16 protein-coding genes are annotated in these 15,475 nt (G+C 36.1%); 9 read left to right on the top strand and 7 right to left on the bottom strand.

What is annotated here, in order from left to right; genetic code table 11:
* Window positions 1-34 precede the first annotated feature (34 nt).
* Entirely contained in the window at window positions 35-958 is a 924-nt protein-coding gene (locus ACR30L_RS11880; protein ID WP_435234467.1) for a LysR family transcriptional regulator, read from the top strand.
* Window positions 959-1,177: 219 nt separating this feature from the next.
* A complete protein-coding gene (gene aroG / locus ACR30L_RS11875) occupies window positions 1,178-2,230 on the top strand; it encodes a 3-deoxy-7-phosphoheptulonate synthase AroG (RefSeq protein WP_435237902.1) in 1,053 nt (350 codons plus the stop codon).
* Between the two features lie 94 nt (window positions 2,231-2,324).
* On the opposite strand, the gene pdxH is transcribed toward aroG, so the two are convergent.
* A complete protein-coding gene (pdxH, locus tag ACR30L_RS11870; protein ID WP_435234466.1) occupies window positions 2,325-2,978 on the bottom strand; it encodes a pyridoxamine 5'-phosphate oxidase in 654 nt (217 codons plus the stop codon).
* A gap of 98 nt (window positions 2,979-3,076) precedes the next feature.
* On the opposite strand from pdxH, the gene ACR30L_RS11865 reads away from it, so the two are divergent.
* Together ACR30L_RS11865 and ACR30L_RS11860 are read left to right on the top strand one after the other, a co-directional pair.
* Complete coding sequence (locus ACR30L_RS11865; protein ID WP_435234465.1) at window positions 3,077-3,481, top strand: thioesterase family protein; 405 nt, start codon at window positions 3,077-3,079, stop codon at window positions 3,479-3,481.
* Window positions 3,482-3,614: 133 nt separating this feature from the next.
* Window positions 3,615-3,905, top strand: a complete 291-nt coding sequence (locus ACR30L_RS11860; protein ID WP_435234464.1) for a PilZ domain-containing protein — start codon at window positions 3,615-3,617, stop codon at window positions 3,903-3,905.
* An 80-nt stretch (window positions 3,906-3,985) separates the two neighbouring features.
* On the opposite strand, the gene ACR30L_RS11855 is transcribed toward ACR30L_RS11860, so the two are convergent.
* The 4 genes from ACR30L_RS11855 to grxD form a co-directional block, all read right to left on the bottom strand.
* Window positions 3,986-4,756 carry a 4'-phosphopantetheinyl transferase family protein gene (locus ACR30L_RS11855; RefSeq protein ID WP_435234463.1) on the bottom strand — a complete coding sequence of 257 codons (771 nt, stop codon included), beginning with the start codon at window positions 4,754-4,756 and terminating at the stop codon, window positions 3,986-3,988.
* Between the two features lie 76 nt (window positions 4,757-4,832).
* Window positions 4,833-5,141: a DUF496 family protein gene (locus tag ACR30L_RS11850; protein ID WP_435234462.1), complete on the bottom strand. Its 309-nt coding sequence runs from the start codon at window positions 5,139-5,141 to the stop codon at window positions 4,833-4,835.
* A 219-nt stretch (window positions 5,142-5,360) separates the two neighbouring features.
* Window positions 5,361-5,879 (bottom strand): RNA methyltransferase, encoded by a 519-nt coding sequence (locus ACR30L_RS11845; RefSeq protein WP_435234461.1) that lies wholly within the window; start codon window positions 5,877-5,879, stop codon window positions 5,361-5,363.
* 105 nt (window positions 5,880-5,984) lie between these two features.
* Window positions 5,985-6,308, bottom strand: a complete 324-nt coding sequence (gene grxD / locus ACR30L_RS11840) for a Grx4 family monothiol glutaredoxin (RefSeq protein WP_435234460.1) — start codon at window positions 6,306-6,308, stop codon at window positions 5,985-5,987.
* 346 nt (window positions 6,309-6,654) lie between these two features.
* On the opposite strand from grxD, the gene sodB reads away from it, so the two are divergent.
* Window positions 6,655-7,236, top strand: coding sequence for a superoxide dismutase [Fe] (gene sodB, locus ACR30L_RS11835; RefSeq protein WP_435234459.1), 582 nt, complete (start codon window positions 6,655-6,657; stop codon window positions 7,234-7,236).
* Between the two features lie 116 nt (window positions 7,237-7,352).
* Here sodB and ACR30L_RS11830 read toward each other — a convergent pair whose 3' ends face one another.
* Window positions 7,353-7,991 (bottom strand): AhpA/YtjB family protein, encoded by a 639-nt coding sequence (locus ACR30L_RS11830; protein ID WP_435234458.1) that lies wholly within the window; start codon window positions 7,989-7,991, stop codon window positions 7,353-7,355.
* Window positions 7,992-8,123: 132 nt separating this feature from the next.
* On the opposite strand from ACR30L_RS11830, the gene serB reads away from it, so the two are divergent.
* From serB to ACR30L_RS11810, 4 genes are all read left to right on the top strand, one after another.
* Window positions 8,124-9,170, top strand: coding sequence for a phosphoserine phosphatase SerB (serB, locus tag ACR30L_RS11825; protein WP_435234457.1), 1,047 nt, complete (start codon window positions 8,124-8,126; stop codon window positions 9,168-9,170).
* Window positions 9,171-9,214: 44 nt separating this feature from the next.
* On the top strand, window positions 9,215-10,039 hold the full coding sequence (locus tag ACR30L_RS11820; RefSeq protein WP_435234456.1) for a GGDEF domain-containing protein: 825 nt from the start codon (window positions 9,215-9,217) through the stop codon (window positions 10,037-10,039).
* Between the two features lie 135 nt (window positions 10,040-10,174).
* Entirely contained in the window at window positions 10,175-14,308 is a 4,134-nt protein-coding gene (locus ACR30L_RS11815; protein WP_435234455.1) for a hypothetical protein, read from the top strand.
* A 137-nt stretch (window positions 14,309-14,445) separates the two neighbouring features.
* Complete coding sequence (locus ACR30L_RS11810) at window positions 14,446-14,751, top strand: hypothetical protein (RefSeq protein WP_435234454.1); 306 nt, start codon at window positions 14,446-14,448, stop codon at window positions 14,749-14,751.
* A 90-nt stretch (window positions 14,752-14,841) separates the two neighbouring features.
* On the opposite strand, the gene ACR30L_RS11805 is transcribed toward ACR30L_RS11810, so the two are convergent.
* A complete protein-coding gene (locus tag ACR30L_RS11805; RefSeq protein ID WP_435234453.1) occupies window positions 14,842-15,363 on the bottom strand; it encodes an NADPH-dependent FMN reductase in 522 nt (173 codons plus the stop codon).
* Between the last annotated feature and the right edge of the window lie 112 nt (window positions 15,364-15,475).

The raw sequence follows: 15,475 nt of genomic DNA, 5'->3' as shown, positions 1-15,475 counted from the left end.
TGCCTAGTGAATTATCAAGGGTATATCCTTCTCTATGATTGAAATAAAACATTTAAAAACATTATCGACGTTGAATAATACGGGTAGCTTAGTTGAAGCCGCACGGCAATTGCATTTAACGCAATCGGCGTTGTCTCATCAATTAAAAGAGTTAGAAGGGCGGTTAAATTGCTCTTTATTCATCCGTAAATCAAGACCCATTCGGTTTACTATTTCGGGATTACGTTTACTTGATTTAGCAAAGCAAATATTACCTGAAATTCGCAGTGCAGAGCGTGACCTTGCTAGATTTGTTTCAGGCGATGCTGGGCGCTTACATATGGCTATTGAATGTCACTCTTGTTTTCAATGGTTAATGCCAGCGATAGATAAGTTTCGAGATGATTGGCCTGAAGTGGAATTAGATTTTTCTAGTGGCTTTAGTTTTTTACCGTTGCCTGCGTTAAAACGTGGAAACCTTGATTTAGTAGTTACGTCAGATCCTCAACCATTAGAAGGCATTAGTTATATTCCTTTATTTAGTTATCAGCAAATGTTGGCGTTAAGCCGGCATCATCGTCTTGCGAGTAAAACCTATATTGAACCTGAAGATCTTAGCCAAGAAACAATGATTACTTATCCGGTGGAAAAAGATCGTCTCGAAATTTTCAATAATTTCCTTACGCCTGAAGGTGTGTCTCCAGCTAAAATCCGTCATGCCGATATGACCGTTATGATGTTGCAATTGGTTGCGAGTGGACGTGGCGTAGCAGGACTGCCGAACTGGGCATTATTTGAATATCTGAAAAAAGATTATGTTGTCGCACGTCGTTTAGGAAAAGAAGGTGTGTGGGGGACATTGTATGCGGCTGTACGCGAAGAACAAAAGTCATTGCCTTATTTACAAGATTTTATAAAGACAGCGATAGAAAGTTGTTTTACGCACCTAAAGGGAATAAAAGTCGCAAACGAAGATTAAGGTCAAACTGTGTGTTTTTCGGCTTGCCAGATAATCGGCTTTCCGTTATGGTCAACAGTTCTCTAATTTATTGACCGATGAATCAATATTGGTTAGTAGAATAATAAAAAAATTAAACCGCATAAAAAATATTGTAGATACTTACTTCACTCCTTGAGCGGGTAAACAATAATAAAAACTAAAACTAACTTTTGAGCACGTATTAGTGCCGTGGGAAAAATAATGATTAATACCGATGACTTACATATTAAAGCAATTAAAGAACTCCTTCCCCCAATCGCTTTATTAGAAAAATTTCCGTCAACTCATGCTATTAGCAAAACAGTTTCTGGAGCGCGTCTTGCCATTCACAATATATTAAGCGGTAAAGATGACCGTGTCTTAGTGATTATTGGCCCTTGTTCAATTCATGATACCAAAGCAGCATTAGATTACGCTGAAAAACTTGCTCCATTACGTGAAAAATATAAAGACTCTTTAGAAATTGTTATGCGTGTTTATTTTGAAAAACCACGTACAACAGTGGGTTGGAAAGGATTGATTAACGACCCTGAATTAAACCATACCTTTAATATTAATAAAGGATTACGTACTGCCCGTAAATTATTGTTAGATATTAATGCGATGGAATTACCTGCTGCCACTGAATTTTTAGATATGATCACGCCACAATACATGGCTGATTTAATGAGTTGGGGAGCAATCGGTGCACGTACTACAGAGTCACAGGTTCACCGTGAATTAGCTTCTGGTCTTTCGTGTCCAGTAGGATTTAAAAATGGTACTGACGGTACAATTAAAGTGGCTGTCGATGCGATTGGTGCTGCAAATGCTTCTCATCATTTTTTATCGGTTAATAAATTTGGCCACAGTGCAATTGTCCAAACAACGGGTAATCCGGATTGTCATCTAATTTTACGTGGTGGTAAATTACCAAATTATAGTGCAGAAGATGTTGCGAAGGTGAAAGCTGGACTTAAAAAATCAGGTCTTGATGAAACACTTATGATTGACTTCAGTCATGCGAATTCAGAGAAAAAATTTGAAAATCAAATGAAAGTTTGTACAGACGTTTGTCAGCAGATTGCTAGTGGTGATAAAGCGATTTCTGGTGTTATGGTGGAAAGTCATCTTATTGAAGGTCGTCAGGATCTGAAAGAAGGTGTTGCACCGACTTATGGTCAAAGTATTACAGATGCATGTATTGGTTGGGTTGATACAGAGAAATTATTGTCGGACTTGTCTACTGCAGTATTAGCGCGTCGTGGCTAATATTAATTAGTCCAATGATGGATTGATTACACTATAAAAAAACACTGCTTTTGCAGTGTTTTTTTATTGGTAAATTTGTTGAAGAGTTAATTTTCTATGGGTTTAAACGTTTGATTTCCCATCCATTTTCTGATGCTTCATAAATAAAGCGATCATGAAGTCTGTCTGCTTTACCTTGCCAAAATTCGATTCGTTCAGGGACAACACGGTAACCTCCCCAAAATTCGGGTAAAGGCACTTCTTTTCCTGCAAATTTATCTTCGAAATATTTAACTCGTTGTACGAGGGTTTCACGGTTATCAAGTTCTTGGCTTTGATGCGATGCCCATGCGCCTATTCGGCTTCCTCTGCCACGGGTTTGAAAATAGGCATTGGACTCTTCAGTTGTAATTCTTTCAACTTTGCCTTCAATACGTACCTGTCGTTGTAGCATATTCCAATGAAAAAGCAGCGCAGTAAATGGATTTTGTTCTAATTCTTGTGCTTTATGGCTGCCATAATTAGTAAAGAAAACAAATCCTTTTTGGTCCACTTCTTTTAAAAGTACAACCCGTGATGAAGGTCGCCCTTGAGGTGTACTAGTGGCAATCGTCATTGACTCTGGTAGGATAATACCTGAATTTTCAGCTTCCTTAAGCCATGCCTTAAAAAACGAAATAGGATCATCAGTGGTTGTTAATGTTTTGTTTTCGATGAGTAGTCCTTGGCCAAGGGTCAAAGCGCAACGTATTTTACTGATAAGTGACATGCTATCTTCTTATTTTAATTAATATCGGAGTATTCGAAGTGTATAATTTGTTAGAAATTTTGTCGAATAATTCAGTTATTTTAGCGAGAGAATAATTAATGGGTAAAGTTTACCATCATGCAGTGCAAATATATTATGAAGATACCGATCATTCTGGCGTCGTTTATCATCCTAATTTTTTAAAGTATTTTGAAAGAGCAAGAGAGCATGTGATTGATAGTCGTCGGTTAGATCGTTTATGGCGTGAAAAACATCTCGGATTTGCGGTTTACAAAGCCAATATGACATTTCAAGATGGTGTTGAGTTTGCTGACATTTGTGATATTCGAACCACCTTCAAGTTAGATGGAAAATTTAAAACATTATGGCGTCAGGAAGTTTGGCGTGAGAATGCAACTAAAGCCGCTGTTATAGCTGATATAGAAATGGTGTGTTTAGATAAGAATAAACAATTACAGCCGATTCCCGAGGAGATATATAAAGAGTTAGTCCTATCTTGTTAGTCTCATTGACCGCTGTTTTAGTGTTAATTTTCACAAAGATAAAATAAGTTCATGTATTTACTTGCGGATTTCTTTTTAATGTTTAAATTTATTAGGTAGTGTAATTAATCATAATAAAATTTAGGGAGGATATGTGTTGATAACAAATGACGAACGACGTGATTTTCGACGTATGGCGATTGAAGCTGCTGCAACAATAACAATTGGTGACACGCAATTGCAGGGAACTTGTAAAGATTTAAGCAGCACAGGAATGTTAGTTGAGTTAAATGAAGCTTATTTAAATCCCGAGGATATCGTACAAATTGTATTAAGCACGCATGATTCTCGTTTTCCTCCTTTAGATGTAGAAGCGCGTATTGTCAGAGTGAGTGAAGAAGATGGGATGTTTATTGTTGCGACGGAGTTTTTAAAGGTTAAATAATTGACGGAAGTGTTTTTTATTGAGGCATTGTTTTTTAACTATTATTAAAATTCGATGTCTTATTGCTATTTATATTTTATTCAAAAATTATCTGCATTAAATTGTGTTATGTTGATAGCTGAACCCAGTGTTTTAGGGTTGACGCTGATAGCAATGCAGTGGTCCGAGTCAGGATAAATTAAACAATGATACCAAACTGCATCGCTTGATAATGCGTGTTTATCGGCCATGCTTAAAGTGATATTATCATTAAACGTAGCTGTCGCAGATGAATTTATATGAAAGCTGAATGTATCTAATCCAAAACTAATTCCAATTCCCATCGCTTTGACAAAAGCTTCTTTTAGTGTCCAATATTCAAAAAATCGTTGTTGCTTTTTATCGATAGGTAAAGAGAGTAAAGAGGTTGCTTCTTGATTTGAAAAATAACGTTTAGCAATACTATCAATGCTGATTTTTCTGCTGATATTTTCTACATCACAACCAATATCATGCGCTAAACACACACTGCAAATTATTAATTGATCATTATGACTTAAGTTAAACTTTAACGGAACGGAAGTATTACTAAGTGCTGGTTTGCCATGCTTATTAATTGTGAATTCAAGCTCATGAGGTTGGCAATCAAGATACAAAGCTAATACTGTGCGAACAAAAGCGCGGGTGATAATAGCGGTATGCTGGCTTTTATGCTGACGGTAATTAAGAATTTTTTCTATTTCAGCTTGACTGAGCAGTGACTTTAAAGCGGAGAGTTGCTCTAGCGATGAAATCTTATCCGGTGTGATTGTCCATAAATGAACATCATTGGAAGTAAGCTGTTGTTTGGGGATTGTTACATCAAAGAACACAAAAAAATCCGTTGGTTGCTAGCTAATTTAAAGTCAATAAGAGATAGATAAACTATCTCTTATTATATCTGCAACATTATTTAGATTGCTGTTCCAGTTCGGCACTTAGGGAAACAAGCTGTTTATTAATTTCACGACGTTCTTTTGAAATTTCAGCAACTTTAATAATCAGATCATCAACACGATCTTCGTAGTCAGATAACATATTTCTGATAATGCTAGTAATGTCTTCATGGCTCATATCAGGTTTAATGTAGTCCATTAAATTTGAAAGTAGATCAACACGTTTTCTGTTATCACGGATTTTGCGTTCATTATCTAAAATTTCACGTTTTAATTTATTTCTTTGGCGAGTGTGTTTTACCACATCAAGTACATTACCCATAAATTTCACCTTCTTAGTAATTATAAATGTCAAAAATTGTTATTGTGTATGGCAATAACGCTTAATATTTTTAGAAAAATCATTATACATATTGTAATAGCTAACGGGAGCCTTATTTTCTGAATTTATGTTTTACCTCTATTTTCTGTGTGGATTGGTCGATAGTTTAATCAATTGTGATAATAATTGTACATGCCATCAGATATTTAGAAGTGGTATTTATTGATTGTGTTGTTTGACTTTTACTCGATTATTGGTGTCCCGACTACTTCGAATTAAATCGTTATCCGTATGATGTGTGGTTGATTTCGCTATGCGATCATATAGAACAACATTAACGCTTGCGGCAAGGTTAAGGCAACCAATTGTTGGTATATAAACAACATGGTCAGCTTGATTAATTACCTGTTGTTTGATCGTATTGTCTTCCGGTCCAAAAATATAGAGTGCGTTGATTGGGTGTTGGAATGTGGGCAGAGGCGTGGCACCTTCGACTAAATCAACACAAACCACTTTTGTGTCTGGATGCTTATTCGCAAGTAAATCATCGACCGGTGTTAGTGGAATCGTCGAAGATATTTTTTTAGTGTCAGTATTAAGTTTTACCCCGCGATCATATCGGGTTCCCGTATAAAGTACGCTATTTACGTTAAAACAACCCGCTGCGCGCATAATTGCGCCAACATTTGTCGCACTTTTAGGATTTGTTAACCCAATTATTATTTGTTGTTCAGGCATTGTGTTTACTTTGAGAGAAAAGAGAGGGCTATAGAGTAAAGATAAGCAATAAAATGGTCAAGAGAGCTAAGGGAAATCAGCCCCATGAAGAGGCTGATTAATTAACTATTTTGCTTTAGCGACAGCATCATTAATTAATGGTTGTAATTCACCTTGTTGAAACATTTCTAAAATAATGTCACAACCACCAACTAATTCACCGTTTACCCAAAGTTGTGGAAAAGTAGGCCATTGTGCATATTCAGGTAATGTGGCACGAATATCTGCATTTAATAGAATATCTACGTAAGCGAAGGGTTGACCACATTTCATTAATGCTTGAGATGCTTGTGCTGAAAATCCACAGCTTGGTAATTTTGGTGAGCCTTTCATGTACAGTAAAATTGTGTTTTCGCTGATTTGTTCTTTAATTTTATCTAGAGTTTCCATTATTTATCCATTCTTTATTTATATTTAAACGACTTAATATAGAGGTTTTCACGTCGTTAGAGTATATTTATGTGTACCCTAGCTTACCCGTTATTAAATGGTGTAATCAAGGAACTTAAAAATTCAATACGCGCTTCGCTATTGTTTTATAATATATATATTGACTTAGATCAATTTATTAGTGAGAATCTATTTATAAACAAATCTTTATTTTCATAACAAAATATCGATAAATTTTTATTTTTCGATATTTCAACGCATTGAAATAAAAGTAAAACATATTAAAGATTTAATGTGTTTTTAAGTCTATAAATAAATGCCAACATTTCATTTGGAGATTAAAATCATGGCTTTTGAATTACCAGCTTTACCTTACGCAAAAGATGCATTAGAACCACATATTTCAGCTGAAACTCTAGAATTTCACTACGGTAAACATCACGCAACTTACGTACAAAAATTAAATGGTCTTATCGAAGGGACTGATTTAGAAAGCAAATCTTTAGAAGATATTATCAAATCAAGTGAAGGCCCTGTATTTAATAATGCAGCACAAGTATGGAATCATACTTTTTACTGGAATTGTCTTGCTCCTAATGCGGGTGGAGAACCAACGGGTGAACTAGCTGACGCAATTACTAAAAGTTTTGGTTCATTTGCTGAATTCCAAGCAGCTTGGAACGATAAAGCAGTGAACAATTTTGGTTCATCTTGGACATGGCTTGTTAAAAAAGCTGATGGCGCATTAGAAATTGTTAATACATCAAATGCAGCTACACCATTAACTGACGAATCTATTACAGTTTTATTAACTGTTGATCTATGGGAACACGCTTACTATATCGATTACCGTAACGTGCGTCCAAACTACTTAAATGGTTTTTGGGCTTTAGTTAACTGGGATTTCGTAGCAAAAAACTTTGCTTAATAAATCACATTAAATAATTTTAAAACCTTAATAATTTTATTAAGGTTTTTTTTCGCCTATCGAAAATGGATGGCAAATCATTATGTAATGGATGCTGTTAACTTGTTGCTTAGGTTTTATTTTGTGTAATGGCCCGAGAACGATTTCATTTTTATATATAAACGGCAAATCGCTTTGCTGAAGTAATAGTAAGCTGTTTCGAGCCTTCTGAAAAAGAGTGCCATCAGAATTAACCCGGCAAGGAAAGACAACATTAATAGTAAGCCCATCGTTGACATACTCTTGTCTTGATAATCCTTAATTAAGTTCAGGATCTTTTTTTGTTCTAGTGTAATTCGAATATAACCAATCTTTTTATCTCCATCATAAAGTTCAGAAACATAAGGAACAACACCAGAAATTGGTACAGCATCGTCTTGATTTATTTGAAGGATGTTCTCTAGGGGTAATACGCCTTCCGATTGGTAAAGTATTTGACCTAAATTATCATAGATCGTTGCATCTCTTACGATAGGATCATGGCCTAAATTATTAATAAGAAGTGCCAGTTCTTTATCTTGTTTTTTGATAAGGTAACGGGTTGATTCAGCTGCTGCTAAATGACTCAAAGATGCAGCAAATTTTTGGGTTTGCTGATATTTAATTTCATTAGATGTCGTTGTTAACATACTGAACTGATAAATAATTACGCCAACAACAATAAACAAGCCAACTATTTGTAATGCGCGTAATAGATAATACAATTTTTTCATCATTTATGGTTATTCCTTCCAAACTCACTTGCAATGACAGATCGCAATAGTTATCTTGTATTCATTTTTTCTAATACTTAACCGCATTTAAGGCGTAATTGAGTTAGTTATTTATACATATATAGGTATTCTACAGTGGAAATAGTACAAAATCTTCTAATTCAATCAAACTCCTCATCATTAATCGAGTGGAGAAATAATGTAAAACAGCATGTTACAGGACTAAACGAATTGTTTTACGAAAATGGCCGATTTACCCAGACAGTATCAAATACATTCAATGAATCTTCATCATTAATTGTTTTTGCAGAGCAGTTTCTCGGTGAGCAATTAATGGGGTTGTTATCTTTACTAGATAAAGAAGGCACTCAAACAGTACGTTTGTATTCGCCAGAGTTGATTGAAAATACAGTTGTTATACGTTTGGCATTGAGTAATCAAAATCTTGGATTGAAAGAAAGTTTAGCCCAATTCTGTCAACAACAAGTAATAGATTTTGCGTTAATGCCTCAGTTTCCAGATTGGAGTCAGCCCGGTCTTGTATTGATGGATATGGATTCTACAACGATTCAAATTGAGTGCATCGATGAAATTGCACGTTTATACGGTGTTGGCGAGCAAGTCTCCGCTGTCACAGCCTTGGCAATGCAAGGAAAATTAGACTTCAATCAGAGTTTACGTACTCGAGTAGGTAAACTTAAAGACGCACCTGTTAGTATTTTACAAGATGTCGCAGATAATATGCCGTTAATGCCTGGGCTATTGGCATTAATTAAAAATTTAAAAAAATCCGGTTGGAAGGTTGCTATTGCTTCGGGTGGTTTTAATTATTTTGCTGATCGATTAAAACAAGATCACGGTTTTGATGCGGCAGTGTCTAATTCCTTAGAAATAAAAGATGGCATGTTAACCGGTGAAGTGACCGGTGAAATCGTTAATGCTGACGTTAAAAAGCGCACTTTATCGGAGTTGGCGGAACAATTTGATATTCCGATGTCACAAACCGTGGCAATTGGTGATGGTGCAAACGATTTATTGATGTTATCTGCATCTGGTATGGGCATTGCTATTCATGCCAAACCGATTGTTCAAGAAAAAGCTGAAGTTTCAATTAACCATACAGATCTTCAAGGTGCACTGTGTATTTTAAGTGCCGCTCATCAGGATAATAGTTGGGCTTAAGGTTAGATGGACTCAATTAAATCGTAATAGGTGTAAATTCATATATGGAAGTATTAGATCAAAATGGTGAAACCGTTACGATAGATCGAGGGTATCGGTTTGGCGATGATTTCTTTCGTTTATTGAATTTTGTTAAAAGCCCTGATTGTAATGATTCAGGGCGAAACTCAATGGAAGATCAGTGCGATATTTTTTATCGCGATATTATGAATTATGCCTTTGTTGATTCACATAACCAACATTTAGCAGATGGACGTTTTGACTTAGCGGCTAAAAATTTAAATGAAATAAATAACTTATCCTTAGATTACTTAACGGGATTAAGAAATAGAGAGTTTTTAAAACGAAAAATAACCTGTTTAGAAGATGATATTTATCAAGAAGTTATTTCAGATTTTTCTTTAATAATATGTGATTTAGATCATTTCAAACAGGTAAACGATTCCTTTGGCCATTCTGTTGGTGATGACACGTTAGCGCTGTTCGGGAAATTAATTCTTGAGAATACTCGACCTTCTGATATTGCCTATCGCTATGGAGGGGAAGAATTTTTAGTGTTGCTTCCTGAAACCAATTTAGCAGATGCAGTGGTTGCTGCTGAACGGATCCGAATTGCGATTGATGATCGATTGCATATAGGACATTTTGGTTTAAATAAAATAACGGCCTTTGATTTATCTCGTTCAGAGATGGTCGATGGTGATGATATTCATATTAATGATACCTTTTTCCTTTCTCGTGATATCACTTGTAGTTTTGGTGTCGCAAATTACTTGGATTGCGGTCAGTCAGATGAAACCCTATTTGTGCGTGCCGATGAAAATTTATATATAGCTAAGGAAGAAGGGCGTAATCGCGTGTCATATTAATTTAAACTAATATATTATCTTCCACTGAAATGCTTTCCAGTCTCCACTTTTCATTATAAAACGAAATTATAAATCAAATCTAAAGCTGTTATGCTATATCCTTACTATCAATGCATATGCAATAGGGATCTTTCGATGCGATTTAAACATACCATAATGATACTATTTACAGTATTTAGTCTGCTCTCTTCGTTACCTAGTTTTTCCGAGCAAGTTTCTTCTTCCCATTGGAAAGAGTGGGTTATCGATCGTCATTCTGATTTCAATTGTCCCTGGCAAATATCTGCGAGCCACAAAAAGGTATGTAGTTGGCCGAGTAAATTTATCGGTAAGATAACTCAAGCAGGCATGCAATTTGAATTATCTGTTCAATTATTTAGCCAAGAAGAAATGCTAAGATTGCCTGGGAGTAAGCAAAATTGGCCGACTAATATCACGATAAATGGTCAACAAGCTGCGGTGAGTGATATTAATGGTGCGCCACAAATTCATTTACATCGTGGTGTCAATATTATTCGCGGATCCTTTTTATGGGCATCTGTACCCGCTCAGTTAACGTTACCTGATTCTATTGGATTAGTTCAATTATCGAAAAATAATCAAGCATTACCTGTTAATATTATTAACAACCGCCTTATCTTATCGGTTAGTAAAAATATTTCTCAAACTGAGAATCAAAATTCGCTAAAAATACAAGTGTTTAGAGCGATTCAAGATAGTGTTCCTATTCGTTTAACGACGATTATTAAATTATTTGTTAGCGGCAAAGCAAGAGAAGTGAATATTGGCCAAGTATCTCTGCCAAATAGTGAAAGTATTTATTTAAATTCGGCACTTCCAGCCAGACTTGAAGAAGATGGCATGTTACGTGTTCAGGTCAAACCGGGCATTTATGAAATAACACTTGGCAGTCGTTTCAATACCAATATTAAAACTATTTCGACAAATAAAGTCTCTCCTGAATGGCCGGAAGATGAATATATATCCTTTATTGCCAATTCAAATATTCGAGAAGTTAAAGTAGGTGGTGTAAATAGTATTGATACGTCATTGTTTGATATACCTGCGCAATGGAAAACCTACCCCACTTATAGATTGAAACCATCTCAACAATTAACCTTTTCTACAATAGTGCAGAGTGAAGCGAATAGTGATCGAAATGTGATTAATATTAATCGCGATATTTGGTTATCTTTTGATGGTCAAGATGCAATTAGTAAAGATAATATTACAGGGAAAATGCATCAAGGCTGGCGTTTAAATGCCGATAAAAGTGTCCAATTAGGTCGCGCAACGGTGAATGATTCGCCTGTGCTAATCACCAATGATGCAGGTAATCAAGGTGTAGAAATTCGCAGTCCAAATATAAATTTACAGGCAGTGAGTTCGATTGAAAAAATTGATCGGATAAATGCTATTGGATGGCAAACCGATGCGGCAAGGTTAACTGCTAATATTCATCTGCCACCTGGATGGCGGGCAATTTATGCGAGTGGTGTCGATGGAATTGACGGTACTTGGATTCAAAAATGGAGTTTATGGGATATCTTTTGGTTAATGGTTTTGATTGCAGTAGCGAATAAATTTATTGGTTTAAAAGGGGCGGGATTAATGGTCGTGACCTTAGTATTGACCTTTCATGAAACACTTGCGCCTAATTTTTTATGGGCAACCCTATTAGGGCTTATCGCATTAATTCGTTTGCCAATTGGGAAATATAAAATTTGGTTAAGTTGGTTTTCGCTGGTACCCGCGAGCATGTTGATTATTGTACTTATTAGTATCACCATTAGTTCCTTGCGATTAGCTGTGTATCCAGCCTTAGAAAAACAAGGTATTCATCCTGATTATGTAAAAAGTAATTTACATTCTATGCCACTTGCAGATAACGATATGCTTAGCGAAGAACTCAGCTCAATCAGTGCGATAAGTGAACCTAGTCCGGAACGAATCAAGAAAACGCGTCTTAGTAAGAAAATCTCTAGTTATGATCCTTTTTATGAAAAACAAGATTTATATCAGGTAGGGGAAAATGATCGAGTTCAGACTGGACCTGGTATTCCTACATGGACGTGGAATCGATTAACTATTCGTGCTTCGGGTATGATTACCCAGGAGCAACAGATCAAATTATGGCTTTCTTCACCATTGTTAACGGCCATTTGGCGAATTATCAACGTGTTATTAATCGCCTTGATGGCAAGTTTTCTTCTGCGAGCGTTATTTGAAACAGGTTCGTTTGGTCTGAATAAGCATGAAGTCAATAAAGGTCCAAAAGTCAAAGGTAAACATTCGTCAACGGTAAGCGCTTTTATATTGATGCTTATGAGTGCATTTTCTTTATTTACGGTTAGTTTTTTTATTTTTTCTCCGCCTGTTCACGCCGCAGTAGCATTACCGGACAAAGCTGAATATCCACCTGAATATTTATTACAGGAATACGAAAAAAAATTATTGGTTGCACCACTGTGTTTGCCGTCATGCGCAGCGTTAGATAATGGGCATTTAGTGGTGACAGCGGATCAATTACATTTACATTTTACTGCATTTGCTGATGCAGATATTGCTCTTCCATTACCTTCTGCTGGCAATGGATGGACACCGGAAGAGATTCTTGTGGATGGGGAAACGGCGATTACTCGTATGATAAACAATCGATTGATGATTTATCTATCTCAGGGAAAGCACACAGTCACAATGCAAGGTGCGATGATAAATACTGAAATGACGCTTAATTTACCTTTTAATATCCATCACTTTAGTGTTGATGCGCCATTATGGTTAATTGATGGCGTAAGAAATGGTGTTGTAAGCAATAACAGTATTGGTTTGACGTCTAAAGAAGGGGTTAATCAAGGTGCTAAGAATACTTTAACGCCGTTAGCAATCAAGCCATATGCAATCGTACATAGAACGATTAACTTGGGTAAACGCTGGACAGTCAATACACGGGTGGAAAAAGTTGCTCCAATTGATCAAAGTGGCGTTTTTAATATTAAGCTACTCGATGGTGAGCAGGTATTATCTGCTTATCCTATTGTTGAAGGCGGTCAAGTTAATGTTCAAATCCCCAAAAACAAACGCACCATTAGTTGGCAATCATCGCTTCCGATTGAGAATATAATAACGTTACAAGCGGCAAATAATACGAACTATTCTGAAAATTGGCGAGTGATTCCCTCCTCTTTGTGGAATGTTAGTTTCTCTGGTATCTCTGCAATAAAGTCAGAACAGGATTTAGGTACATTGCAACCTAACTGGATGCCATGGCCTGGCGATCTGCTTACTATTAATGTTAGCCGTCCTGAAGGGGTAAAGGGGGATGTTTTTACAACAGAGTCAGCAACTTTAGTGCAATATTCGGGTAAAAATGTACAACAGTCAAAATTGACGCTTAATGTATTAGCCAGTCAAGGGACTGATTATGAAATCGTGCTGGCGCCAGATGTTAATGTGATGTCTTTATTGCACGATGGTAAACAAATGAACATTAATGGAGGCCATCGCCAGATTGTTCAACTTCACCCTGGCACACAACATATAGAGCTTGAATTTGAACAACGAGTACCACTTAATTGGGCTAATACCAGTGCTGAGATTACCTTACCGGGCAAAGCCGTTAATATTAATATTGAATATCATTTAGTGAATGACCGTTGGCTGATATATATCAATGGACCATCGCTCGGAGCTTCCATGCTTTATTGGGGCGTACTTTTTGTTATTTTATTCGGTGCCATAGTGTTACCTTTTATTGCTCGAAAATTAAAATTGAATATGCCAATTAGTTCGATTGGATGGGGATTATTAGGGATTGGTTTTTCTACGGTAAATACTTATGGGGTTGTTATTACAGCATTATTCTTTTTTGCAATGGCATTACGTAAGCAATATATTAAACCGTCTTCTCTGCGTCCTTGGTTGTTTAATGCGATTCAAGTTAGTTTATTCGTGTTGACCTTTATTTGTATTGCTTCATTACTTGTATCAATACCAATTGGATTATTATCAAGTCCAGATATGCAGGTGGTTGGTAATGGAAGTTATGGTCATTTATTTCGTTTTTTCCAGGATAAAATGGTCGCGCAACAACTGCCTCTCGTAACTATTTACAGTTTACCTATTTGGTTGTATCGAATAGTGATGTTGGCTTGGTCCCTATGGATTGCAACACAATTGATTAAATGGGGTAAATGGTGGTTTGATAGTTACAGTGCAAATGGCGCTTGGGTGAAAATACCTAAAAAAGAAGTCGTTAAACATAAATAAGCATGTTGAAGCGCTGTTAATGGGTCAGCTTTTATTATTTAGGCTGACGACTACATTTTAATAATATGAGGAGAACGATGATGCCTCTTATGAAATTGCTTTTTTTGTATTAACCGAGTTAGATGTAAGGTATCGATATGGTATTTAGTGAAATAGAAATAATTGTAGCGTTGATTTTTGGCGTGGTGATTGGTCAATCTTTGTCATTCAAAGCGATAAAATCAACAGTATCTACCCGAACTATTGATAATAAACTTGATGCTATTATTGATTATTTAGGTGTTGAATTCGATCCCTATAAAAATATTCCACTTGATATTTTACAATCAATTAAGGAAGGGAATCGTGTTAAAGCCATTAAATTATATCGATTGCATTCAGGCGCGTCATTGAAAGAGGCGCGTTCAGTTATTGCTGATTTAGAAGAGCGGAATAAGTCATGATAGTTAATCCATGATGGATTGACATGGGAACATTGAACGTTGTTTATTGGACTGTTGCCGATAAACAACGCTAACTTTTGAAAAGCTATTTTATAACTTAGCAATCACTTTTTGTAATTCTTCCAATAATGTCTTATTGGTTACTTGGCCATTCTCTAAATCAAAATTATCATAAAAATTAGGAACTGAAATCGCGCCTTTTAGATCGGCGGCAAAAAACGGCGCTGAGCCCTGTGCAGATGCTAATACTGATGTTGCTCCACCAGGGCCAGGAGAGGCTGCTAACATAATCACAGGTTTATTCTGAAATACTTTCATATCGATACGTGATGTCCAATCGAATAAGTTTTTATAGGCTGCAGTATAGGAGCCATTATGTTCCGCAAACGCGATAACAATAATATCTGCTTCACCCAATTTTTGATAAAAAGCCTTAGCTAATGTGGGGTGTCCAAGTTCTTTCTCACGATCTTCACTGAATAATGGCATTTCATAATCGTTAATATCTAATAGCTCAACTTGCGCCTCTGGAATTTGTGAAGCGGTGAAGTTAGCTAATTGTTTATTGATTGAGTTTCTACTACTTGATGCGGCAAAAGCGAGTACTTTCATAGTCATTCCTTTATTTTATCTGATTGGATAGATACACTCTAACTTAAAGTTATTTATTAATTAATACTGTTTTTGTGGATTGATTGTTTCCAAATGGCTGCTAATACGTATT

The organism is Psychromonas saccharinae (assembly GCF_051201515.1).
GTDB lineage: Bacteria > Pseudomonadota > Gammaproteobacteria > Enterobacterales > Psychromonadaceae > Psychromonas.
Note: the sequence above shows the minus strand (reverse complement) of the source record. Positions and strands in the feature narration are given on the sequence as shown.